Source organism: Streptomyces ardesiacus, assembly GCF_003112575.1.
Lineage (GTDB): Bacteria > Actinomycetota > Actinomycetes > Streptomycetales > Streptomycetaceae > Streptomyces > Streptomyces ardesiacus.
On the sequence record NZ_BEWC01000002.1, the window covers coordinates 1,045,316 to 1,066,901 of the forward strand.

At 71.9% G+C, this 21,586-nt stretch carries 23 protein-coding genes and 2 riboswitches; of the genes, 18 read left to right on the forward strand and 5 right to left on the reverse strand.

Annotated elements, in window-relative coordinates; all coding sequences use genetic code 11:
* Window positions 1-18 precede the first annotated feature (18 nt).
* Window positions 19-133, reverse strand: a riboswitch (glycine riboswitch).
* A riboswitch (glycine riboswitch) is annotated at window positions 134-227 on the reverse strand. It abuts the riboswitch before it with no gap.
* Window positions 228-405: 178 nt separating this feature from the next.
* From Sdi02f_RS11770 to Sdi02f_RS11810, 9 genes are all read left to right on the forward strand, one after another.
* Window positions 406-1,074 (forward strand): AAA family ATPase, encoded by a 669-nt coding sequence (locus tag Sdi02f_RS11770; RefSeq protein ID WP_031185437.1) that lies wholly within the window; start codon window positions 406-408, stop codon window positions 1,072-1,074.
* 89 nt (window positions 1,075-1,163) lie between these two features.
* A complete protein-coding gene (locus Sdi02f_RS11775; RefSeq protein WP_031086205.1) occupies window positions 1,164-1,931 on the forward strand; it encodes an enhanced serine sensitivity protein SseB in 768 nt (255 codons plus the stop codon).
* 204 nt (window positions 1,932-2,135) lie between these two features.
* Window positions 2,136-2,933 carry an enhanced serine sensitivity protein SseB C-terminal domain-containing protein gene (locus tag Sdi02f_RS11780; protein WP_030402418.1) on the forward strand — a complete coding sequence of 266 codons (798 nt, stop codon included), beginning with the start codon at window positions 2,136-2,138 and terminating at the stop codon, window positions 2,931-2,933.
* Window positions 2,934-3,259: 326 nt separating this feature from the next.
* Window positions 3,260-4,267 (forward strand): ABC transporter permease, encoded by a 1,008-nt coding sequence (locus tag Sdi02f_RS11785; RefSeq protein ID WP_030402417.1) that lies wholly within the window; start codon window positions 3,260-3,262, stop codon window positions 4,265-4,267.
* 71 nt (window positions 4,268-4,338) lie between these two features.
* A complete protein-coding gene (locus Sdi02f_RS11790; RefSeq protein WP_030402416.1) occupies window positions 4,339-6,141 on the forward strand; it encodes an ABC transporter substrate-binding protein in 1,803 nt (600 codons plus the stop codon).
* A 108-nt stretch (window positions 6,142-6,249) separates the two neighbouring features.
* On the forward strand, window positions 6,250-7,248 hold the full coding sequence (locus tag Sdi02f_RS11795; protein ID WP_030402415.1) for an ABC transporter permease: 999 nt from the start codon (window positions 6,250-6,252) through the stop codon (window positions 7,246-7,248).
* Window positions 7,245-8,342, forward strand: a complete 1,098-nt coding sequence (locus tag Sdi02f_RS11800) for an ABC transporter ATP-binding protein (RefSeq protein ID WP_030402414.1) — start codon at window positions 7,245-7,247, stop codon at window positions 8,340-8,342. The genes Sdi02f_RS11795 and Sdi02f_RS11800 overlap by 4 nt, the downstream gene beginning before the upstream one ends.
* 23 nt (window positions 8,343-8,365) lie before the next feature.
* On the forward strand, window positions 8,366-9,763 hold the full coding sequence (locus Sdi02f_RS11805) for an ABC transporter ATP-binding protein (RefSeq protein WP_245962176.1): 1,398 nt from the start codon (window positions 8,366-8,368) through the stop codon (window positions 9,761-9,763).
* Between the two features lie 78 nt (window positions 9,764-9,841).
* Window positions 9,842-10,501, forward strand: coding sequence for a trimeric intracellular cation channel family protein (locus Sdi02f_RS11810; protein ID WP_030402412.1), 660 nt, complete (start codon window positions 9,842-9,844; stop codon window positions 10,499-10,501).
* A 13-nt stretch (window positions 10,502-10,514) separates the two neighbouring features.
* Here Sdi02f_RS11810 and Sdi02f_RS11815 read toward each other — a convergent pair whose 3' ends face one another.
* Complete coding sequence (locus Sdi02f_RS11815) at window positions 10,515-11,717, reverse strand: erythromycin esterase family protein (protein ID WP_108933213.1); 1,203 nt, start codon at window positions 11,715-11,717, stop codon at window positions 10,515-10,517.
* A 59-nt stretch (window positions 11,718-11,776) separates the two neighbouring features.
* Here Sdi02f_RS11815 and Sdi02f_RS11820 point away from each other — a divergent pair, with 59 nt between their 5' ends.
* Together Sdi02f_RS11820 and Sdi02f_RS11825 are read left to right on the forward strand one after the other, a co-directional pair.
* Window positions 11,777-12,520 (forward strand): MerR family transcriptional regulator, encoded by a 744-nt coding sequence (locus Sdi02f_RS11820; RefSeq protein WP_031185434.1) that lies wholly within the window; start codon window positions 11,777-11,779, stop codon window positions 12,518-12,520.
* 25 nt (window positions 12,521-12,545) lie between these two features.
* Window positions 12,546-13,406, forward strand: coding sequence for a thioesterase family protein (locus Sdi02f_RS11825; RefSeq protein ID WP_031086217.1), 861 nt, complete (start codon window positions 12,546-12,548; stop codon window positions 13,404-13,406).
* Between the two features lie 12 nt (window positions 13,407-13,418).
* On the opposite strand, the gene Sdi02f_RS11830 is transcribed toward Sdi02f_RS11825, so the two are convergent.
* Window positions 13,419-14,045, reverse strand: a complete 627-nt coding sequence (locus tag Sdi02f_RS11830) for a TetR family transcriptional regulator (protein WP_030402408.1) — start codon at window positions 14,043-14,045, stop codon at window positions 13,419-13,421.
* A gap of 127 nt (window positions 14,046-14,172) precedes the next feature.
* Here Sdi02f_RS11830 and Sdi02f_RS11835 point away from each other — a divergent pair, with 127 nt between their 5' ends.
* The 3 genes from Sdi02f_RS11835 to Sdi02f_RS11845 all read left to right on the forward strand — a co-directional run bounded on the left by Sdi02f_RS11835 (window position 14,173) and on the right by Sdi02f_RS11845 (window position 15,919).
* The gene (locus Sdi02f_RS11835; protein WP_030402407.1) at window positions 14,173-14,343 is read left to right on the forward strand and encodes a hypothetical protein; all 171 of its coding nucleotides are present in this window, start codon (window positions 14,173-14,175) and stop codon (window positions 14,341-14,343) included.
* A 34-nt stretch (window positions 14,344-14,377) separates the two neighbouring features.
* Window positions 14,378-14,680, forward strand: coding sequence for a hypothetical protein (locus tag Sdi02f_RS11840; protein WP_030402406.1), 303 nt, complete (start codon window positions 14,378-14,380; stop codon window positions 14,678-14,680).
* A 69-nt stretch (window positions 14,681-14,749) separates the two neighbouring features.
* Window positions 14,750-15,919: a cysteine desulfurase family protein gene (locus tag Sdi02f_RS11845; protein WP_031086222.1), complete on the forward strand. Its 1,170-nt coding sequence runs from the start codon at window positions 14,750-14,752 to the stop codon at window positions 15,917-15,919.
* A gap of 131 nt (window positions 15,920-16,050) precedes the next feature.
* Here Sdi02f_RS11845 and Sdi02f_RS11850 read toward each other — a convergent pair whose 3' ends face one another.
* Window positions 16,051-16,779 (reverse strand): N-acetylmuramoyl-L-alanine amidase, encoded by a 729-nt coding sequence (locus tag Sdi02f_RS11850; protein ID WP_030402404.1) that lies wholly within the window; start codon window positions 16,777-16,779, stop codon window positions 16,051-16,053.
* A 60-nt stretch (window positions 16,780-16,839) separates the two neighbouring features.
* Between Sdi02f_RS11850 and mnmA the strand changes: the two genes are divergently transcribed.
* Window positions 16,840-17,970, forward strand: a complete 1,131-nt coding sequence (mnmA, locus tag Sdi02f_RS11855; protein WP_030402403.1) for a tRNA 2-thiouridine(34) synthase MnmA — start codon at window positions 16,840-16,842, stop codon at window positions 17,968-17,970.
* Between the two features lie 43 nt (window positions 17,971-18,013).
* On the opposite strand, the gene Sdi02f_RS11860 is transcribed toward mnmA, so the two are convergent.
* The gene (locus Sdi02f_RS11860) at window positions 18,014-18,793 is read right to left on the reverse strand and encodes an alpha/beta fold hydrolase (protein ID WP_108933214.1); all 780 of its coding nucleotides are present in this window, start codon (window positions 18,791-18,793) and stop codon (window positions 18,014-18,016) included.
* A 37-nt stretch (window positions 18,794-18,830) separates the two neighbouring features.
* Window positions 18,831-19,172 carry a DUF427 domain-containing protein gene (locus Sdi02f_RS11865; protein WP_108933215.1) on the reverse strand — a complete coding sequence of 114 codons (342 nt, stop codon included), beginning with the start codon at window positions 19,170-19,172 and terminating at the stop codon, window positions 18,831-18,833.
* A gap of 90 nt (window positions 19,173-19,262) precedes the next feature.
* Here Sdi02f_RS11865 and Sdi02f_RS11870 point away from each other — a divergent pair, with 90 nt between their 5' ends.
* The 3 genes from Sdi02f_RS11870 to Sdi02f_RS11880 all read left to right on the forward strand — a co-directional run bounded on the left by Sdi02f_RS11870 (window position 19,263) and on the right by Sdi02f_RS11880 (window position 21,579).
* Complete coding sequence (locus Sdi02f_RS11870; protein WP_030402400.1) at window positions 19,263-19,802, forward strand: LOG family protein; 540 nt, start codon at window positions 19,263-19,265, stop codon at window positions 19,800-19,802.
* 27 nt (window positions 19,803-19,829) lie between these two features.
* On the forward strand, window positions 19,830-20,519 hold the full coding sequence (locus tag Sdi02f_RS11875) for an SDR family oxidoreductase (RefSeq protein WP_031086230.1): 690 nt from the start codon (window positions 19,830-19,832) through the stop codon (window positions 20,517-20,519).
* A 64-nt stretch (window positions 20,520-20,583) separates the two neighbouring features.
* Window positions 20,584-21,579, forward strand: coding sequence for a methionine synthase (locus tag Sdi02f_RS11880; RefSeq protein WP_030402398.1), 996 nt, complete (start codon window positions 20,584-20,586; stop codon window positions 21,577-21,579).
* Window positions 21,580-21,586: the final 7 nt, after the last annotated feature.

The window sequence follows — 21,586 nt, forward strand, 5'->3', positions numbered from 1 at the left end:
AGGACGTGGCGAGGTCGGTCCTCCCCATCTGTCATCGGAACCTGAGAGGTTCGCCACGGCCACCGGAGTACGGCGATCAGGGCTTGCACCTTGGGTGGGACCGCCGTCGGGGCGGTCCGCTTTTCAGATGTGCCTCGCCCGCGCGGTAACGGTGCCTGAGAGATTCAAGGGAGGGACTTGCTCCTTCGGCGCCCCGGCGCGGCCGGGGACTCTCCCGCGCGGATTCAAACGGCCGGTATGCAGTTGGCGCGGCCATCATTGCACGCCCCGGCGATCCGTGGGCAGAGCTGTCCTTGTAACCGGCTTGTGGCAGTAAGCGAACGAAAACGCGAGACCGGCGCATTACCTTCTCTTTACACTCGGCGGGGAGGGACTCGTGAACCGCCCCAGGGGAGGACGATCACGGTGAACAGGACCACGGCGTACGCCACGACCTCGGGACTCGCGCTGCCCAAGCAGCCCGCCGCCCCGGCCCCCGAGGCGTGCGCCCCACTGACCGCACCCGTCGTCCGCGACCTGAGGGACCGCGACGGCCGCAGCCCGCACGCCCTGCTCTTCGGACCCCGGGACCTGGTGGTGATCACCGGCCTGCCCGGCAGCGGCAAGTCCACGCTGATGCGGCGCACCGTGCGCGGCCTGCGCATCGACTCCCAGGACACCCGCGACCGCTGGGACGGCCGCGTGCCGCGCTTACTCCCGTACGGGCTCTACCGCCCCCTCGTCCGCCTCGCCCACTACGCCGGACTGCGCCGCGCGCTGCGCTCCGGCGAGGGCGTCGTCGTGCACGACTGCGGCACCCAGGCCTGGGTCCGCGGCTGGCTCGCCCGCGAGGCCCGCCGCCGGGGCGCCGCCCTGCACCTGCTGCTCCTCGACGTCCCCGCCGACGAGGCCCTGGCCGGCCAGCGCGAGCGCGGCAGGGGCGTGTCGCGGTACGCGTTCCTGCGGCACCGCGCGGCCAACTCCCGTCTGCTGCGCGCGGTGACGGCGGGTGCCCTGCCCGCGGGCTGCGCCTCGGCGGTGGTCCTCGACCGGGCGGCGGCCGGCAGCCTGCGCCGGATCGCCTTCACGGGCTGACGCACGGCGGGGCGGTGGGCCGAACGGGTTAGCCTTTCAGTCACGAATCAGCCACGAACAGCGGTACCAGGCAGGCGGTAGGCAGGCAGATGGACTTCCCGGCACAGGCGCACCCCCATCCCCACGGCGGATGGCCCGGCAACGAGCTGGAGGAGGTGCTGTCCGCCTCCCTCGGCGTCCCGGCGGCCGGCGGCCGGATCGTGGAGGTCCTGGGCCGCAGCTTCCTGTGGATACCCCTGCCCAACGGCGGGGGCCCGCACAGCGGCCCCCTCGACCTGCCCTCGCTGGAGATCGACGGCCAGGCCTACGTACCGGTGTTCAGCTCCGAGGAACAGTTCCGGCAGGTCGCCGGGGCGCAGATGGCGTACACCGTCGCCCCCGCCGTGGAGTTCGCCCGCGGCCTGCCCCCGCAGGTCGGCGTCATCGTCAACCCGGAGGGCGTGGTGGGCATCCCGCTGCCGCCGCCCGCCGTGGCCGAGCTGTGCCGCGCCGGGCGCACCCCGCTGGACGGGCCCGCCTCCGGCGGCCGGGTCCGCCTCTTCGAGCCCGACTGGCAGGACGACCCGGTGGACTTCCTGGCCGCCGCCTCCGCGGAGTTCGCCGCCACCGGCGTCGTCCGCACCGCGCGCCGCTGCCTGGCCGCCGTGGAGACCGCCGACCCGGTCCTGTACGTCGGCGTCGAACTCACCCACTGGGAGGGCGACGCCCCGTCCCTCCCCCTGGAAGCCCTCGGCCGTGCCCTGACCAAGTCCCCTCCGAAGCACCCGGTCAACCTGGTCCTCCTGGAGGCCGCCCAGGACCCGGTCTGCGACTGGATGCGGGAGAAGGTACGGCCCTTCTACGACCGGGACTTGTGACCACCGGCGGGACAACTCCCCCAAGGCGCGCGGGGCCGTGTCCGGTGCGGCCGGCTCCGCCGCGCGGGCGCGGGCGGCCACGGCGCACCCGCGCCCGCGCCCGCGCCCGGAGACCACAGCACACCCCGAGCTCCTGACCCCCGCACCCGGCGGAGCCGTAAGCTGGTTCCGACACCGGGGGAACTTCTCGAAGGGGCGATACGCGTGAGCGCCAGCGGCACCACGACCGGACAGGTCGAGCACATGCTGCGCCAGGTGACGCCCGGGCGCTACGACGCCTACGAGGCCCTGTTGCGCGCCCTCGCCACCCCCACCTCCGGCCAGGTCTGGATGCTGCTGTGGCACGGCCAGGCCGGCTCCCCGGACGCCCAGTACGGGAACATGGAGGTCGAGGGGTACGGCTACGCGCCGTGCGTGACCTCCGCCCAGGAGCTGTCCGCCAGTGGCTGGAACCGGTCGTACGAGGTGGTCGACGGCCTGGAGGTCGCCCGCGCCCTCTACCCGGACCACTTCGGCCTGTGGCTCAACCCGCACGCCCCCGGCGGCGGCGTCGGCATCCCCTGGCTCGACCTGCGCCGCATCGCCTCCGGCCTGGACCGCCAGCCCGCGGGCCCGCTGCGCCTGTCCGAACCGGCCATCGAGATCCCCCAGTTCTACGCCCTGCTCGCCCAGAACGCCCACCGCACCCCGGCGGTCCGTGCCCTGCGCCGCGCCTGGGTGCAGCCGACGCTCGGGGCGCCGTATCTCGCCATCGGCCTCGACGTGTACGACACCTCCCCGCCGGCCGTCGACGCGGTGCGCGCGATGATGCAGCAGTCCGTCGGCGCGGTGCCGGACGGCCTGCCGGTGTCGACGGTGGCGATGACCGACACCCACGACCCGGTCGCCCTGTGGCTGCGCGCCAACGCCCGCCCGTTCTACGACCGCGAGGCCCATGCGGCCGCCCCCGCCCAGACGCCGGCGGGCGGGTACGGCTACCCTCCGGCCGGCAGCCGTTACTGACGGCAGGGCCGTCGGCGGCCGGAACACGGGACCGGGCATCCAAGGTCATCTTCGCGCGTAGATGGCGACGCAAAGCGCCACCATGTCCCTGATGTCCCAACTCGCCCGCGTCCGGCCCCCGTTACCCACTGTCCGGATAACGGAACACCTCAAACAGCATCACGGTTGCGCATCCATTCACCGTCAGCTCTGGCTACGGATCGCCCAGGCATTGAAGACTCCCGCAACAAGGGGTGGATGCTCGCCTCTTTGTACGACGGACTGATCACGCCGCTACAGCGGCAAGTGCGGGCCGGCTACCGCCGGTTGAGAGGGGTCCCTGCCAGATGACGGCACCATTGCACGAGCCGACCGCGGAAGCGGCCCCGAGTGCGGCAGAGGAAGCGGCGGTCGCCGGCGCCGAGGCCAAGTCGGTACAAGGCCGCTCCCTGGGCCGGATCGCCTGGGAGCGTCTGAAGAAGGACCGGCTGGCCCTCGCGGGCGGCATCGTGGTGCTGGTCCTGATCCTGGTCGCCGTCTTCGCGCCCCTGATCACCTCCCTGTACGGGCAGGAGCCCAACGCCTACAACGAGGACATGATCGACCCGCTGTTCGGTACCCCCACGGGCTCGCTGGGCGGCGTCAGCGGCGACCACTGGCTCGGCGTGGAGCCGGTCAACGGCCGCGACATTTTCGCCCGCATCGTCCACGGCGCCCGGATCTCGCTGCTCGTCGGCTTCCTGTCCGCCCTGGTCGCCGTCGTCATCGGCACCGTCCTGGGTGTCCTCGCCGGTTTCTTCGGCGGCTGGGTCGACTCCCTGATCAGCCGGATCATGGACGGCCTGCTGGCCTTCCCGCAGCTGCTGTTCATCATCGCCCTGGTCTCCGTGATGCCGGACTCCATGCTGGGGCTGAGCGGCACGGGCGTGCGCCTGCTCATGATGATCGTGGTCATCGGCTTCTTCGGCTGGCCCTACATCGGCCGCGTGGTCCGCGGCCAGACCCTCTCGATGCGTGAACGGGAGTACGTCGAGGCGGCCCGGTCGCTGGGGGCCGGACGGTTCTACATCCTGTTCAAGGAACTGCTGCCCAACCTGGTGGCGCCGATCATCGTCTACACCACGATGATGATCCCCACCAACATCCTCACCGAGGCGGCGCTCAGCTTCCTCGGCGTGGGCGTCAAGCCGCCCACGTCGTCCTGGGGGCAGATGCTCTCGAGCGCGATCGACTACTACAAGTCGGACCCCATGTACATGGTGGTCCCCGGTGTGGCGATCTTCATCACCGTTCTTGCCTTCAACCTCTTCGGCGACGGCGTGCGCGACGCGTTGGACCCGAAGGGCTCCCGCTGACCCTGCCGTACCGCAAAGCGACCCGTGGCACCTGCACGGGGTCTCTCATCTAATCCGGAGGATCCGAGATCGTGACTACCCAACGCACCTCAGGGCGGCGCAAGCAGGCTTTGGCCGCTGCCGCAGTGGTCGCCGCGCTGCTGACCACGGCGGCGTGCGGCGGAGGCGGCGACGACGACGGCGGCAGCGGTTCGAAGAACGGCGCGGCCGGCTTCAACGCGGCCAACAACAAGGTCGCCCAGGCCTCCGAGGCCAAGAAGGGCGGCACGCTGAAGTTCGCCAGCACCCAGGACGCCGACTCGTGGGACACCACGCGTGGCTACTACGGCTTCATGTGGGACTTCTCCCGCTACTACAGCCGCCAGCTCGTCACGAACAAGACGGAGCCCGGCAAGACCGGCGCCGAGGTCACCCCCGACCTCGCCACCGACGTCGCCAAGGTCTCGGCGGACGGCAAGACCTACACGTACACCCTGCGTGACGGCATCACCTGGGAGGACGGCAAGCCGATCACCTCCAAGGACGTCAAGTACGGCATCGAGCGCGTCTGGGCGCAGGACGTGCTGTCCGGCGGTCCGACGTACCTCAAGGAGGTGCTGGACCCCAAGGGCGAGTACCAGGGCCCGTACAAGGACAAGGCCAAGGACAAGCTGGGTCTGAAGGCGATCGAGACGCCGGACGACAAGACGATCGTCTTCCACCTGCCCGCGGCCAACTCCGACTTCGAGGAGATGCTCGCGCTGACCTCGGCGTCCCCGGTCCGCCAGGACAAGGACACCAAGTCCAAGTACGGCCTGCACCCGTTCTCCTCGGGTCCCTACAAGTTCGAGTCCTACAACCCGGGCAAGGACCTGACCCTGGTCCGCAACACCGAGTGGAAGCAGAGCTCGGACCCGGTGCGCAAGGCGTACCCGGACAAGATCACGATCAAGTTCTTCACCAACGCCAACGACCTGGACGCCCGCCTGATCGCCGGCGACTACGACATCGACCTGGCCCAGACCGGTCTGTCGCCGCAGGGTCGCACCACGGCGCTGAAGGAGCACAAGGAGAACCTGGACAACCCGGTCTCGGGTTACATCCGGTACGCCACGTTCCCGCAGAACGTGAAGCCGTTCGACAACATCCACTGCCGCAAGGCCGTGCTCTACGGGGCCGACCACGTCTCCCTGCAGACCGCGCGCGGCGGCCCGGTCGCCGGCGGCGACATCGGCACCAACATGCTGCCGCCCGCCGTCCCGGGTTCCGAGGGCCAGAAGTACGACCCGTACGAGATGGCCGGCGCCAACAAGAGCGGCAACGTCGAGAAGGCCAAGGAAGAGCTGAAGGCCTGCGGCAAGCCGAACGGCTTCAAGACCACCATCGCGGTCCGCAACAACAAGCCGGTCGAGGTCGCCACCGCCGAGTCCCTCCAGGCCTCGCTGAAGAAGGTCGGCATCAACGTCGAGATCGACCAGTACGACGGCTCGCAGTACGCCAGCGTCATCGGCAGCCCCTCGAACGTGCAGAAGAAGGGCTACGGCATCATCATCATGGGCTGGGGCCCGGACTTCCCGTCCGTGCAGGGCTACGGTCTGCCGCTGTGGCACAGCGACTACATCCTCGACAGCGCGAACAACAACTTCGCGATGATCGACGACCCGAAGATCGACGGTCTCTTCGCCGACTACCTGACGCAGAAGGACGCCGCGGGCAAGGAGAAGACCGCCCGGGAGATCAACCACAAGGTGATGGAGGGCGCGTACTACCTGCCCTTCGTCTTCGAGAAGTTCATCAACTGGCGCTCCAGCAACATCGCGAACGTGTACACCACCGACGCCTACAGCGGTATGTACGACTTCGTGAACATCGGTCTGAAGAACCCCAAGAAGTAACCGGTACACCCGCCGTACGGCACGAAAGGCAGGTGAAGGCCGGCGCGGCGTGACCGCGGGCCGCCGGACAATCTCCGGCGGCCCGCGGGGCGCAGCGGGCCGCAACCCGTGCTCGCTTACCTCATCAGGCGGCTGTTCGCCGCCGCAGTGATGCTCGTGGTCATCATCCTGGTGGTCTTCGGCATCTTCTTCCTCGTCCCCAAGTGGGCCGGGGTCGACATCGCCCTGAACTTCGTCGGCAAGCAGGCGGACCCCGCCGCGGTCGAGGGAGTGCGCGAGAAGCTGGGTCTGGGCGACCCGGTCCTCGTGCAGGCCTGGGAGTTCTTCAAGGGCATCTTCGCGGGTCGCACCTACGCGGCCGGCGGCGACGTGACCCACTGCGCCGCGCCCTGCTTCGGTTACTCCTTCAAGACCGAGCAGTCGGTCTGGCCGGTCCTGACCGAGCGTTTCCCGGTGACCCTGGCTCTCGCGCTCGGCGCCGCCGTGCTGTGGCTGCTCTTCGGCGTGGCCGCCGGTGTGCTCTCCGCCCTCAAGCGCGGCACGCTGTGGGACCGCGGTGCGATGGTCGTCGCCCTGGCGGGTGTCTCCCTGCCGATCTACTTCACCGGTCTGCTGAGCCTGGCGATCTTCTCCTACGGCCTCGGCTGGATCAACGGTGAGTTCGTCCCGCTCGAACAGAGCTTCACCGGGTGGTTCGGCGGCATGATCCTGCCGTGGATCACCCTGGCCTTCCTGTACGCCGCGATGTACGCCCGGATCACCCGCGCCACCATGCTGGAGATCCTCGGCGAGGACTACATCCGCACCGCGCGGGCCAAGGGCCTCAAGGAACAGGTCGTCATCAGCAAGCACGCGATGCGGTCCACCCTGACCCCCCTGCTCACCATGCTCGGCATGGACCTCGGTGCCCTGATGGGCGGCGCGATCCTGACCGAGACGACGTTCAGCCTCCCCGGCCTGGGCCAGAAGGTCCTGGACGCCATCAAGAACCACGACCTGCCCTTTATCCTGGGCGTCGTACTGATCACTTCTCTCGCGGTGCTGATCGCCAACCTCGTGGTGGACATCCTGTACGCCGTGATCGACCCCCGAGTGAGGCTCGCATGACCGAACTGAGCAAGAGCGGGGCCGCGGTGGGCGAGCCCGCCGCCGCCTCGCCCGCGCCGACCGCCTTCCTGGAAGTGCGCGACCTCAAGGTCCACTTCCCGACCGACGACGGCCTGGTCAAGTCCGTCGACGGGCTCTCCTTCCAGCTGGAGAAGGGCAAGACCCTCGGCATCGTGGGCGAGTCCGGCTCCGGCAAGTCGGTGACCTCGCTCGGCATCATGGGCCTGCACACCGCCGGCCAGTACGGCAAGCGCAAGGCGCAGATATCCGGCGAGATCTGGCTGGACGGCACCGAGCTGCTGTCCGCCGACCCCGACTACGTGCGCAAGCTGCGCGGCCGCGAGATGGCGATGATCTTCCAGGATCCGCTGTCCGCGCTGCACCCGTACTACACGATCGGCCAGCAGATCGTGGAGGCGTACCGCATCCACCACAAGGTGGACAAGAAGACCGCCAAGCGCCGCGCCGTGGAGATGCTCGACCGCGTCGGCATCCCGCAGCCGGACAAGCGCGTGGACAGCTACCCGCACGAGTTCTCCGGCGGCATGCGCCAGCGCGCGATGATCGCGATGTCGCTGGTCAACAACCCCGAGCTGCTCATCGCGGACGAGCCGACCACCGCCCTGGACGTCACCGTCCAGGCGCAGATCCTCGACCTCATCCGGGACCTGCAGAAGGAGTTCGGCTCCGCGGTCATCGTCATCACCCACGACCTGGGCGTCGTCGCCGAGCTGGCCGACGACCTCCTGGTGATGTACGGCGGCCGGTGCGTGGAGCGCGGTCCGGCGGAGAAGGTGTTCTACGAGCCCCGGCACCCCTACACCTGGGGCCTGCTCGGCTCGATGCCGCGGCTCGACCGCGAACAGCAGGAACGCCTTATCCCGGTCAAGGGCTCGCCGCCCTCCCTCATCAACCTGCCGTCCGGCTGCGCCTTCAACCCGCGCTGCCCGTACGCCGACGTGCCCAAGGACGACGTCACCCGCACGGTCCGCCCCGAGCTGACCGAGGTCGGCAGCAAGCACTGGGCCGCCTGCCACATGTCGCAGGAGCAGCGGGAGCGTATCTGGACCGAAGAGATTGCGCCGAAGCTGTGAGCGACCAGGCAGAGGACAAAGCGGTGACCATTCCCGCACAGACCAGCGGTGCCACCCTGACCAAGGACGCCGCCCCCGGCGAGACCCTGCTCAAGGTGACCGGGCTGCAGAAGCACTTCCCGATCAAGAAGGGCCTGCTGCAGCGCCAGGCCGGCGCGGTCCGCGCCGTCGACGGCATCGACTTCGAGGTCAGGGCCGGCGAGACGCTGGGCGTCGTGGGCGAGTCCGGCTGCGGCAAGTCGACCATGGGCCGGCTGATCACCCGGCTCCTGGAGCCCACCGCGGGCAAGGTCGAGTTCCAGGGCAAGGACATCACCCACCTCGGCGTCGGCGGGATGCGTCCGCTGCGCCGCGACGTGCAGATGATCTTCCAGGACCCGTACTCCTCGCTGAACCCGCGCCACACCATCGGCACGATCGTCAGCGCCCCCTTCAAGCTCCAGGGCGTCCAGCCCGAGGGCGGGGTCAAGAAGGAGGTCCAGCGGCTCCTGTCGGTGGTCGGCCTCAACCCCGAGCACTACAACCGCTACCCGCACGAGTTCTCCGGCGGCCAGCGCCAGCGCATCGGCATCGCCCGCGCGCTCGCGCTCAACCCGAAGCTGGTCGTCGCCGACGAGCCGGTCTCCGCGCTCGACGTGTCGATCCAGGCCCAGGTCGTCAACCTGCTCGACGACCTCCAGCAGGAGCTGGGCCTGACGTACGTGATCATCGCGCACGACCTCTCCGTCGTCCGGCACGTCTCGGACCGGATCGCGGTGATGTACCTCGGCAAGATCATGGAGCTGGCCGACCGCGACCTGCTCTACAAGTCGCCGATGCACCCGTACACCAAGGCGCTGATGTCGGCCGTCCCGATCCCGGACCCGGCCCGCAAGTCGGCCAAGAGCGAGCGCATCCTGCTCAAGGGCGACGTGCCCTCGCCGATCGCCCCGCCGAGCGGCTGCCGCTTCCACACCCGGTGCTGGAAGGCGACGCAGATCTGCACCACCACCGAGCCGCCGCTCAAGGAGCTGCGGCCGGGGCAGCAGGTCGCCTGCCACCACCCGGAGAACTTCGAGGACCAGGCCCCGCAGGACGTCGTCCTGCTCTCCGCGGCGAAGGAGGCGGCGGAGCTGGTGTCGGAGGAGGCCCTGGCGGAGTCGGCGGCGACCTCGGCCGCCGTCGCCGCGGAGGTCGGGGCGGAGTCCGCGAAGACCCCGGCGTCCGACGGCGACGAGCCTGCGGCCGAGGGCACCGACGGCGCTGACACCGAGGGCACTGACGGCACCGACGGCGCTGGCACCGAGGGCACCGGCGGCACGGACGGCACCGACGGCGACGCTACCGAGGGCACCGACGGCGACGGCACCGACGGCACCGGCGAGAGCGCCGGGGCCGCCGACGGGAGCACCGACGAGAAGCCTCCCGCCAAGGAGAAGTGACCTCACTCACCCGCCCTGACACTGAGCCCCTGCCTTCGTTTGTAAGGCGGGGGCTCACTGGCAGGTAAGAATGGAAGGGTGTACGAGCAACTCTTCAGCCCCACCGTCCAGCACACGCTCGACCTGGTCGGCATCTTCGTCTTCGCCATCTCCGGCGCGCTGCTGGCCGTACGCAAGAACTTCGACGTCTTCGGCATCGCCGTCCTCGCCGAGGTCACCGCGCTGGGCGGCGGGCTCTTCCGGGACCTGGTGATCGGCGCGGTGCCGCCCGCCGCCTTCACCGACCTCGGGTACTTCCTCACCCCGCTGCTCGCGACGCTGCTGGTCTTCTTCCTCCACCCCCACGTGGAACGTCTCCAGACCGGCGTGAACATCTTCGACGCGGCGGGCCTCGGCCTGTTCTGCGTCGCCGGCACCACCAAGGCCTACGACTACGGTCTCGGCCTGACCGCCTCGGCCTGCCTGGGCCTGGCCACCGCCGTCGGCGGCGGCGTCCTGCGCGACGTGCTCGCCAACGAGGTGCCCTCCCTCCTGCGCTGGGACCGCGACCTGTACGCCGTCCCCGCGATCGTCGGCTCCACGATGGTCGCCCTGTGCATCCGCTACGAGGCCCTCACCCCGCTCACCAGCGCACTCGCGGTCGTCACGGCCTTCGTCCTGCGCCTGCTCGCCCTGCGGTACCACTGGCGCGCACCCCGCGCCTGGAACCGCCGGTCGACGGTGGTGGAGGGGGAGTGAGCCCCGGCTTCCGTCAGGGGTGCGGCATGTCCTTGACGAAGACGAGGCCGTCGATCGTGTCCAGGTGGCCCGGGTCGAGCGGGGCGTAGCCGAACCAGGGGGAGACGCGGGGCGCGGGCCGCGGATCGCCGAGGGCGGCGGCCAGCAGCGCGGGGTCCACGACGCAGGGGTCGTCCGGCAGGTCGTACAGCAGCCCCTCGGCGGTGCCGGGCGGCGGGGTGTCCACCCCCTCGTGCCGGATCGTGCCGAGCGCCGTCGCCACGAAGGCGTACGCGCCGCCGAGCCGTGCGTTCACGAGCGCGCCGGCGCTCCACCACTCCAGCCGGCCCTGCCACATCCGCATCGAGCTCTTCTCGCGCTGGAGGTGGGAGTTGTGGGCGTGGACGAGGACCGGCCTCCGTTCGGCGAGCGCGAGGAGGTTGCCGGCCATCATCCGGTCCCGCAGGCCCAGCATGCGGCTCATGCGGGCGGGGGAGGCCTCGGCCATCCAGTAGTGGTAGGCCAGCAGGCCGGTGGCGGTGCGTCCGTACAGGCGGGCCCGGTCCCAGTCGCCCCGCGAGGCGGACGCGAGCAGGTGCGGCGTCTGCTCCTCCAGGAGTGACACCAGGTCGGCGGCGAGCGTCCGCAGTTCCCCGGCCCCGGCCGACCGCCCCACGGACCGGGACGGGTCCGTCATCGCCCCGGGCTCGGTCCACCGGTCGTCGGCGCCGAGCAGGCGGTCCAGTGTCCGTGCCGTGCAGGGGAGCAGGGCGGGGTCCACCCGCGCCGCGAGGTACCCGTGCAGCGCGGTGAGCGCCTCCCGGGGACTGGCGGCCCCGGTGATCTCGAGGGGGCCGTCGAAACCGGCGAAGCGGATCCGCTCGTGCGCGGGCCGGTCCTCGTTGTACGCGCGCATCCAGCGGACCAGTTCCCGGTTGGGCGTGGCGGGGCCCCAGGGATGGCTGAACCCGCGCTCCACCGCCTCGTCGAGGGTGCCGGTGCCCCGCGTGACGTAGTCGTCCACGGCCAGCCCTTTCAGGCAGTCGCTCTCGACGGCGATCGTGCGGTATCCGTACTGCTCGACGAGCTGCCGGAAGACGTCGTTGCGCACGTCGAGGAGGGCGTCCTCGCCGTGGGTGGGCTCGCCCAGGGCGAGCAGCCGGGGCCGGGCCGGCAGCAGCCGCATGACCGCGGCGGCGTCCAGCGGGCGGGCGATGTCCTGGATGCGTTCAGCCATGGGTTCAACGGTATCGTTGAACCCTCGATTGAAACTTTTGCTGCGGGGACTTGGGGTTCATGGCCGACAGGCTTCAAAACGAGGAAAGACTCCGGCCGGTCGACCTGGCGCGTGCGCACGGTCTGTCGGCGCAGGCGGTCAGGAACTACGAGGCGGCCGGCATCCTCCCGGCCGCCGTCCGGACGGCCCGTGGCTACCGCGTCTACACCTCGCTGCACGCCCGGGCCCTGGACGCCTTCCTCGCCCTGGTGGCGGCCCACGGGCACGGGACGGCGGCCGCGGTGCTGCGGGGCGTGAACGAGGGGGCGGTGGACGAGGCGTTCCGGCTGATCGACGAGAGCCACGCGCAGTTGCTCGACGACCGGCGGACGCTGGAAGCGGTGGAGGGCGCGCTGCGGGAGCTGGTGCCCGAGGCCGCGGAGGAGGCGCCGGGGCCGCCGGGCGGGTTCATCGGAGCGCTCGCCCGGGAGCTGGGCATCCGGCCCGCGACCCTGCGCAAGTGGGAGCGCGCGGGCCTGGTGCGCCCCCGGCGCGACCCGGTGACCGGATACCGCCGCTACGGCGCGGCCGACGCGCGGGACGCCCGCCTCGCGCACCAGCTCCGGCGGGGCGGCTACTCGCTGGAGCGGATCGCGTCCGTCCTCGCCCAGGTGCGGTCGGCCGGGGGAGTGGAGCCGCTGGAGGCCGCCCTCGGCGAGTGGCGCGACCGGGTGTCCGCCCGGGGCCGGGCCATGGTGGCCGGGGCGGCGGAACTGGAGACGTATCTGCGCGCACGGGAACGGAAGGAGAAAGCTACCGCTTAGTAGTTTCCTGTTGTACCGTTCAGCCATGCCAGAAGCAGCCTCCGCAGCGGCCACACGGGCCGCCATCGGTGACAGTGAGTTCGACCGCGACACCGCCGTCCACCGACGCGCGCCGGGTGTCTACGCCCTCGACCTGTCGGCCGGCTGGACGATCATCAACGCCGTCAACGGCGGTTACCTGCTGGCCGTCCTGGGCCGTGCCCTCGGTGACGCGCTCCCGCATGCCGACCCCTTCACCGTCTCGGCGCACTACCTCACCGCGTCCCGGCCGGGCCCGGCCCTCGTGCGCACCGAGACCGTCCGCACGGGACGCACCCTCTCCACCGGCCAGGCCTCCCTCTTCCAGTTCGACGACGAGGGCAACGAGGTGGAGCGCATCCGCGTGCTCGCCTCCTACGGCGACCTCGACGCGCTGCCGGACGACGTCCGGACCTCGGCCACGCCGCCCGCGATCCCGCCGATGGACCGGTGCTTCGGTCCGGAGGACGGCCCCGCCCCCGTCGAGGGCAGCTCGGCCATCGCCGACCGGCTGATGCTCAAGCTCGACCCGGCCACCCTGGGCTGGGCGCTGGGGCAGCCCTCGGGCCGGGGCGAGATGCGGGCCTGGTTCGGCCTCGCCGACGGCCGTGACGCCGACCCGCTCTCGCTGCTCCTCGCGGTGGACGCGCTGCCGCCCACCGCCTTCGAGCTGGGACTCAAGGGCTGGGTGCCGACGGTCGAGCTGACCGTGCACGTGCGGTGCCGTCCGGCGCCGGGGCCGCTGCGGGTCTCCGTCACCACCCGCAACCTCGCCGGCGGCTTCCTGGAGGAGGACGCCGAGGTCTGGGACAGCGCCGACCGGCTGGTCGCCCAGTCCCGCCAGCTGGCCCGGGCGCGGCTCGGCTGACCCCGGGGCCCCTCAGTCCAGCCAGTGCGCGCGGCCGACGCCGATCAGCCGCAGTTGCCGCCGGGCCGTCTCGACGGCCCGGCGGCGCTCCTCCTCCGGGGCGTCCAGCGTCTCCAGGAAGAGTGACGCCGTGATCAGCATCTGGTCGACGTAGAGGCCCGCCAGCATGCGCAGATCGGCCTCGCTCCAGCCCGCCGCCGACGCGTCCTCGGCCAGCTCGGCCTTCACCTCCTCGGCGAACCGCGCCAGTTGCTCCCGTATGGCCCGGCGCACCGGCTGCACGCCGCCGTGCCGCTCCCGCGCGACGAAACGGACGTGCGCGGGGTGCGCGGCCACATGCCGGGCGATCAACTCGACCGCGCGGCCGATGCGTTCGTCGTCGTCCTCGGCCGGTGCCATCGTCGTGCGGATCATCGGGTGCAGGCTGCCCAGCGCCTCCTCGACCAGCGCCACGCCGAGGTCGGCCGTGGAGCGGAAGTGCCGGTAGAAGGCGGTCGGGGCGACGCCGACGGCGCGCGTGACCTCACGCAGCCCCAGGCTGCTCAGGCTCTGCTCCTCCAGCAGGCCGAGTGCCGCGTCCAGGAGCGCCTGCCGGGTCTTCTGCTTCTGCGCCTGCCGCACGCCCGAGGTGTGACTCATGCCATGCAGTTAACAACTGTTCTCCGGAATTGAAAAGCCGTGCGGCGCGCTAGACTGGCAAGTCAGTGAACAACTGTAACCACAACCGTTCACCGAAGTGCCCACCCAAGATTGGGGGATCCGCTCGATGCTGTTTCTCGTCGTCGCGCTTCTGCTCCTCGGTGTGGTCCTGGGCGCCGTCGCCCACGCGCCGCTCACCTTCTCCGTCGCGGCCGGCCTGGTCATCGCCGTCTGGCTCGGCGTCTTCGCCGTCCGCGAGCGGCACGGCCGCCGACGGAGCAGCACCTCCGCCCACTGACGCACGTCCACCGACGCACGGCAGGGAGAACGCCATGCAGCTCACCGCACCGGCCCACCGCTCCACCGACACCGACCGCGGCCCCCGCGCCACCCGCCGCACCGGCATCCACGACACCGACGGCATGGCCGTCGCCTCCTTCGTCCTCGGCCTGCTCGGCCTGCTCGTCCTCAACGTCTTCCTGGGTCCGGTCGCCATCGCCCTCGCGGGCGTCGCCCTGTGGCGCGGCACCGCCCGCCGCGGCCGGGCCCTCCTCGGTCTCGGCCTGGGCGTCGCCGACCTGCTGGTCCTGGTGGCGTTCATGTCCGCGGACAGCACGATGTCCTGGAGCCTGTGACCGAAAGGCGCCGACGAGGCCAACCGCGGTCCGGGGCCCGGCGGAGCCGCCCGTAGAATCGGCCGCACCATGGCTTACCTCGACCACGCCGCGACGACCCCGATGCTTCCCGAGGCAGTCGAGGCACTCACCGCGCACCTGAGCGTCACCGGCAACGCCTCCTCCCTCCACGCGTCCGGCCGCCGGGCGCGGCGCACCGTCGAGGAGGCCCGCGAGACCCTCGCCGAGGCGCTCGGCGCCCGACCGAGCGAAGTGGTCCTCACCTCCGGGGGCACCGAGGCCGACAACCTCGCCGTCAAGGGCCTGTACTGGGCCCGCCGCGACGCCGACCCGGCCCGCACCCGGGTCCTGGCCAGCCCCGTCGAGCACCACGCCGTCCTCGACGCCGTCCACTGGCTCGGCGAACACGAGGGCGCCACCGTCGAGTACCTGCCGGTCGACGCGTACGGCCGCGTCCACCCCGAGGCGCTGCGCGAGGCCATCGCCCGCGACCCCGGCAACGTCGCCCTCGCCACCGTCATGTGGGCCAACAACGAGATCGGCACCGTCATGCCGGTGCGCGAACTCGCCGACGTGGCCGCCGAGTTCGACGTCCCGCTGCACGCCGACGCGGTCCAGGCCTTCGGCCAGCTCCCGGTCGACTTCGCCGCCTCGGGGCTCGCCGCGGCGACCGTCTCCGGCCACAAGATCGGCGGTCCCTACGGCATCGGCGCGCTGCTCCTGGGCCGCGAGTACACCCCGGTACCCGTCCTGCACGGCGGCGGACAGGAACGCCATGTGCGCTCCGGGACCCTCGACGTACCCGCCGTCGCCTCCTTCGCGGTCGCCGGGCGGCTCGCCGCCGAGCGGCGTGCGTGGTTCGCCCGTGAGATCGGCGCCCTGCGCGACGACCTCGTCGACGCCGTCCGTACGGCGGTCCCGGACGCGATCCTCGGCGGCGACCCGGCATCCGAGGGGCGCCTGCCCGCCAACGCCCACTTCACCTTCCCGGGCTGCGAGGGCGACTCCCTCCTCCTCCTGCTCGACGCCCAGGGCATCGAGTGCTCCACCGGCTCCGCCTGCACGGCGGGCGTCGCCCAGCCCAGCCACGTCCTGCTGGCCACCGGGACCGACCCCGACCTGGCCCGCGGCACCCTGCGCTTCTCCCTCGGCCACACCTCGACCCGGGCCGACGTGGAGGCGCTCGGCAAGGCGATCGGCCCCGCGGTCGAGCGCGCCAGGGCGGCGGGGCTTTCGTAGGCAACGGCGGAATTCGTGGCCAACGGTCCGGAGCCGTGGCCAACGGTCCGGAGCCGTGGGCAACGGGCCGAAGCCGTGCGCAAGGGGCCGGGGTCGTGCGCAAGGGGCCGGAGTCGTGGGCTCCGGCCGGATCAGGCCTTCGTGGGCGGCCTGGACGGGCCGCTCGTGGCCGCCCGCCGCACCAGCTTCAGATACCGGTCCCAGTCCCAGTGCGGCCCCGGATCGGTGTGGTCGGTGCCCGGCACCTCCACGTGGCCGAGGATGTGCTCGCGGTCCACGGGTATGTCGTACCGCGCGCAGATCCCCGCCGTCAGCCGCGCGGAGGCGGCGTACATCGCGTCGGTGAAGTCCCGCGGGCGGTCCACGAATCCCTCGTGCTCGATGCCGACACTGCGTTCGTTGTAGTCGCGGTTGCCCGCGTGGTACGCCACGTCCAGCTCGCGGATCATCTGGGTGATCCGCCCGTCCTGCCCCACGACGTAGTGCGCGGCCGCCTTGTGCCCCGGGTCCTGGAAGGCCCGCACGGCGCTGTCGAAGCTGCCCTGGGTGACGTGGACGATCACCATGTCGATGCCGAAGTCGTCCGGCCGGTCCGCCCGCCGCCAGTTGGCGTCCGACGCCGCCACCCAGCGGGCGCCCGCGTAGTCCACCACGCCCTCTTCGCGGGGCCGCTCGACGCCCGGCAGCCGCCACCACAGGCGCGACAGCTCGTCGCGGGCCAGCACGCCGGTGCCCACGGCCGCCGCCGCACCGCCGACGATCAGAGCGCGCCGGCCGATGCGCCGGTCGCCGTCCGCGGAGCCGCCGCTCCCGGCGCCGCCCGGTGCCGACCCGCCCGTGGAACCCTCTTTCGCCCCCATACGATCATCAACGCATACGCGCGCGCCCCGGTTCCCGCCTCCCCGTACTCTGGAGGGGCTATGACTGACACTCCGCAGCGCACCCGTCCCCTCCGCGTCCTCGCCGCCATGTCGGGCGGAGTCGACTCCGCCGTCGCCGCCGCCCGCGCGGCCGAGGCGGGGCACGACGTGACCGGCGTCCACCTGGCGCTCTCCGCGAACCCGCAGTCCTTCCGTACGGGCGCCCGGGGCTGTTGCACCATCGAGGACTCACGGGACGCCCGCCGGGCCGCCGACGTCATCGGCATCCCCTTCTACGTGTGGGACCTCGCCGACCGCTTCCGCGAGGACGTGGTCGAGGACTTCGTCGCCGAGTACGAGGCCGGCCGCACCCCCAACCCGTGCCTGCGCTGCAACGAGAAGATCAAGTTCGCGGCGCTGCTCGACAAGGCGCTCGCCCTCGGCTTCGACGCCGTCTGCACCGGCCACTACGCCCAGGTGATCCTGCGCGAGGACGGCACCCGCGAGCTGCACCGCGCCTCCGACACGGCCAAGGACCAGAGCTACGTCCTCGGCGTGCTCGACGACCGCCAGCTCGCCCACGCCATGTTCCCGCTGGGCGACACGGTCACCACCAAGGACGAGATCCGCGCGGAGGCCGAGCGCCGGGGTCTCGCGGTGGCCAAGAAGCCCGACTCGCACGACATCTGCTTCATCGCCGACGGCGACACCCAGGGCTTCCTCGCCGACCGCCTCGGCAAGGCGGAGGGCGACATCGTCGACGAGGCCGGCAACCGCCTCGGCACCCACGAGGGCGCCTACGGCTACACCATCGGCCAGCGCAAGGGCCTCAGGATCGGCACCCCGGCCCCCGACGGCAAGCCCCGCTACGTCCTGGACATCTCCCCGGTGAACAACACCGTGACGGTCGGCCCGGCCGAGGCCCTCGACGTCGACGCCCTCCGCGCGATCAGGCCCCGCTGGTGCGGCGCCGCCCCCACCGGCCCCGGCACCTACACCGCCCAGCTCCGCGCCCACGGCGGCGAGAGCGAGGTCCGCGCCGAACTGGTCGACGGCACCCTGGAGGTGACGTTCACCGAGCCGGTGCGCGGCGTCGCCCCCGGCCAGGCGATCGTGCTGTACGACGGCACGCGCGTGGTGGGCTCGGCGACCATCGCCTCGACGGTGCGGGCGACGGCCGGCGCGGCCTGATCCGCGCGCCGGTCACGCCCGTGCGGTCCGCGCCGTCGCCGGCTCACGCGGCGAGGAACTCCGCCAGGACCGGCGCCAGTACGCCCGGCTCCACCCGGTGGGTCTGCCCGGCCACGGTGCCGTACGTCCCTTCGGGGGCCGCCTGTGCGACGGCGCGGGCGGCCTCGTGCCACCACGCGTCGCTCGCACCGCCCGCGAGGGCCAGCAGGGGGGCACCGATCGAGGCGATCGCGGACGTGGGGACCCGGCCCCCGCCCAGCACGGCGTCGTCGTACGCCAGGCTCGGCGCCAACGACTCCATCCCGGCCCACATCGGGGACTGCCGGGCGCCCCGGATCATCTCCTCGCCCAGCCCGGTGTGACGCAGGAACAGCTCCACGGCGTCCCCGCGCCCACCCCGCCCGAGGGCCTCGGCCAGCCGCTCGGTGTACGCGGCGGCGGCCCGCACGGCCGCGTCGTCCATGGCGTACGGCACCTCGTACACGGCCACCCGGCGCACCGGCAGCCCGCTCGCCGCCGCGCGCAGCACCAGTGCGCCGCCCGACGACATGCCGTACAGCGAGGCCTCGCCGCCCACCTCCTCGATCAGCGCCGCCAGGTCCTCGATCTCGCGTTCCACCGCGTAGGGCGCCGTGTCGCCGCTCCCGCCGCGCCCCCGGCGGTCGTACACGACCACATCGAAACGGTCCGACAGCTCGGCGGCCAGCGGTGCCGTCGTCGCCCCGGTCGACATGGCGCCGCTGACGAGCACGACCACCGGTCCCTGCCCGGACCGGTGGTAGGCGATGCGGGTGCCGTCACGGGAAACAGTCGTCTTCTCCATGCCTGTGCAGACTGCCCTACGGCACCCGGTTCATCGATCAGGACACTTCGGCCTCGTAGAAACAGAGGTGGTCCTTGATGTCCGCGACCTCCGGCTTCGGGTCCGGGTACGCCCAGACCAGGTCCGCCGCACCGGGCAGGGACCAGTAGGACGCGTCGCCCTTGAAGGGGCAGTGGGTGTGCGTGCCGGACGGGGTCAGCAGGTCGACGCGTACGTCCGCCGGCGGGATGTAGTACCGGTCGGGACAGCCCGTCTCGCGCAGGACGAGCGCCGCGTCGCTCTCCGCCAGGACCTGCCCGCCGAGCACCACGCGCACGTGCCGGCCGCTCGGCTCGACGGTGATGCGATGTCCCTTGAGCTTCCCGAGTCCCTCGGTCACGATCGTCCTCCTCCGTGGCAGTGGCCTTCGTCACTACAGCGTGCCCGGGCGGCGGGTTCTTCCCGCCGCGCGGGAACGTACCGTTGAGCCATGAACATCTGCGTCTTCCTCTCCGCCGCCGACCTCGACGAGCGTTACACCCGGCCCGCCAAGGAGTTCGCCGAACTGCTCGGCAAGGGCGGACACACCCTGGTCTGGGGCGGCTCCGACGTCGGTCTGATGAAGGTCGTCGCCGACGGCGTGCAGGAGACGGGCGGGCGGCTGCTCGGGGTCTCGGTGGACTTCCTGGCGGCCAAGGCGCGCGAGGGTGCCGACGAGATGGTGATCGCCAAGGACCTGGCCGAGCGCAAGCGGCTGCTGCTGGAGAAGGCCGACGCCGTGGTCATCATGGTGGGCGGCACCGGCACCCTCGACGAGGCCACCGAGATCCTGGAGCTGAAGAAGCACGGACACACCGACAAGCCGGTCGTCCTGCTCAACACCGCGGGCTTCTACGACGGCCTCAGGGAGCAGTTCCGCCGCATGGAGGACGAGGGCTTCCTGCCCCGCCCCCTCACCGAGCTGGTCTTCTTCGCCGAGGAGCCGGTCGGCGCGCTCGCCTACCTGGAGGAGAGCCAGGGCATCGCGTAGGGCGCCGGTGGTGCGAGCATGGCGGGCATGGCTACACATGTGATCACCGGAGCGGGTTCCGGCATCGGCGAGGCCGTCGCCCGCCGCCTGCACGCACGCGGCGACGAAATCGTGCTCCACGCGCGCGACGCGGGCCGCGCCAAGGAACTGGCCGCCGCGCTCCCCGGCGCGCAGACCCTGGTCGGCGACCTCTCCGACCCGGGCAAGCTGTCCTGGGCCCTCTCCCACCAGACGCTGCCCGACCGCGTGGACTCCCTGCTGCACATCGCCGGGGTCGTCGACCTCGGCGCGGTGGGCGACCTGACCCCCAAGACCTGGATCAACCAGCTCAACGTCAACCTGGTCGCCCCCGCCGAGCTGACCCGCCTGCTGCTGCCCCAGCTCCGCGTCGCCCAGGGCCAGGTGATCTTCGTCAACTCCGGTTCCGGCCTCAACGCCCACGCCGGCTGGGCCGCGTACGGCGCCTCCAAGCACGGGCTGAAGGCGCTGGCCGACGCCCTGCGTCAGGAGGAGCACGGCAACGGCGTCCGCGTCACCTCGGTCTACCCCGGCCGCACCGCCAGCCCCATGCAGGCCAAGGTCCACCAGCAGGAGGGCAAGGAGTACGACCCCTCCAAGTGGATCGACCCGGAGTCCGTCGCCACGACGATCCTGATGGCCCTCGACCTCCCGAGGGACGCGGAGGTCAACGATCTGACGGTGCGCCCCGGACGCTGAGCACCGTCCGCAAGGGGCGGCGGGGGCGGGAAACAGCCCCGCGGCCCCTGCGTACGCTTCTCCCGTGAACGACACCTTCGCCCCCGCCACCGGCATCGGCAGCCTCCCGGGCCACGACGCCCGAGAGGCCGCCAAGACCGCCACCGGCACATTCGAGGACTTCCCCTTCCTCCCCGAACTGCCCGCCCGCGGCCCCGGCGCCGACATGATCGGCCGCACCGCCGGGATGCTCGTCGAGCTGTACGCGCGCGTGGAGCCCAGTGGCTGGCGGCTCGGCGACCGTCCGGGACGGGACACCAAGCGGGCCCGGGCCTGGCTCGGCGAGGACCTCGACGCCCTGGAGGAGTTCACCCAGGGCTACCAGGGCCCGCTCAAGGTCCAGGCGGTCGGCCCGTGGACCCTCGCCGCCGCCCTCGAACTGCGGGGCGGCGAGGCGGTCCTCTCCGACCCCGGCGCCTGCCGCGACCTCGCCGCGTCGCTCGCCGAGGGCCTGCGCCTGCACCTGGCGGAGATCCGGCGCCGCGTACCCGGCGCGCGCCCGGTCCTCCAGCTCGACGAACCCTCCCTCACCGCCGTCCTGCGCGGACAGGTCCGCACCGCCAGCGGCTACCGCACCCACCGCGCCGTCGACCGCCAAACCGTGGAGGCGACCCTCCGCGAAGTGGCCGGCGTCCACGAGGGCGGCCCCGTCGTGGTCCACTCCTGCGCGCCGGACGTGCCGTTCGCCCTGCTGCGCCGGGCGGGTGTCGCGGGTGTCTCCTTCGACTTCTCGCTCCTCACCGACCGTGACGACGACGCGATCGGCGAGGCCGTCGAGGGCGGCACCCGGCTGTTCGCCGGTGTCGTGCCGGGCACGGACACCGCATTGTCAGACCCTGCCGGTAGCGTCATGGGTGTCAGAACGCTGTGGCGCAGGCTGGGGCTGCGTCCGGAGCTGCTCGCGGAGGCGGTCACCGTCACTCCCGCGTGCGGACTCGCGGGCGCCTCCCCGGAGTACGCCCGGCGCGCGCTCGCCCACTGCGTCCGGGCGGCAAGATCCCTCGCGGACAACCCAGAGTAACGGGAGG

Excerpts from the sequence above, each read along its gene's own strand:
- Sdi02f_RS11845 (WP_031086222.1), top strand. The coding sequence starts at position 14,750 with ATGGCTTACCTCGACCACGCCGCGACGACCCCGATGCTTCCCGAGGCA.
- Sdi02f_RS11870 (WP_030402400.1), top strand. The coding sequence starts at position 19,263 with ATGAACATCTGCGTCTTCCTCTCCGCCGCCGACCTCGACGAGCGTTAC.
- Sdi02f_RS11850 (WP_030402404.1), bottom strand. The coding sequence starts at position 16,779 with ATGGGGGCGAAAGAGGGTTCCACGGGCGGGTCGGCACCGGGCGGCGCC.
- Sdi02f_RS11800 (WP_030402414.1), top strand. The coding sequence starts at position 7,245 with ATGACCGAACTGAGCAAGAGCGGGGCCGCGGTGGGCGAGCCCGCCGCC.
- Sdi02f_RS11825 (WP_031086217.1), top strand. The coding sequence starts at position 12,546 with ATGCCAGAAGCAGCCTCCGCAGCGGCCACACGGGCCGCCATCGGTGAC.
- mnmA (WP_030402403.1), top strand. The coding sequence starts at position 16,840 with ATGACTGACACTCCGCAGCGCACCCGTCCCCTCCGCGTCCTCGCCGCC.
- Sdi02f_RS11830 (WP_030402408.1), bottom strand. The coding sequence starts at position 14,045 with ATGAGTCACACCTCGGGCGTGCGGCAGGCGCAGAAGCAGAAGACCCGG.
- Sdi02f_RS11875 (WP_031086230.1), top strand. The coding sequence starts at position 19,830 with ATGGCTACACATGTGATCACCGGAGCGGGTTCCGGCATCGGCGAGGCC.
- Sdi02f_RS11815 (WP_108933213.1), bottom strand. The coding sequence starts at position 11,717 with ATGGCTGAACGCATCCAGGACATCGCCCGCCCGCTGGACGCCGCCGCG.
- Sdi02f_RS11785 (WP_030402417.1), top strand. The coding sequence starts at position 3,260 with ATGACGGCACCATTGCACGAGCCGACCGCGGAAGCGGCCCCGAGTGCG.
- Sdi02f_RS11860 (WP_108933214.1), bottom strand. The coding sequence starts at position 18,793 with ATGGAGAAGACGACTGTTTCCCGTGACGGCACCCGCATCGCCTACCAC.
- Sdi02f_RS11820 (WP_031185434.1), top strand. The coding sequence starts at position 11,777 with ATGGCCGACAGGCTTCAAAACGAGGAAAGACTCCGGCCGGTCGACCTG.
- Sdi02f_RS11835 (WP_030402407.1), top strand. The coding sequence starts at position 14,173 with ATGCTGTTTCTCGTCGTCGCGCTTCTGCTCCTCGGTGTGGTCCTGGGC.
- Sdi02f_RS11775 (WP_031086205.1), top strand. The coding sequence starts at position 1,164 with ATGGACTTCCCGGCACAGGCGCACCCCCATCCCCACGGCGGATGGCCC.
- Sdi02f_RS11840 (WP_030402406.1), top strand. The coding sequence starts at position 14,378 with ATGCAGCTCACCGCACCGGCCCACCGCTCCACCGACACCGACCGCGGC.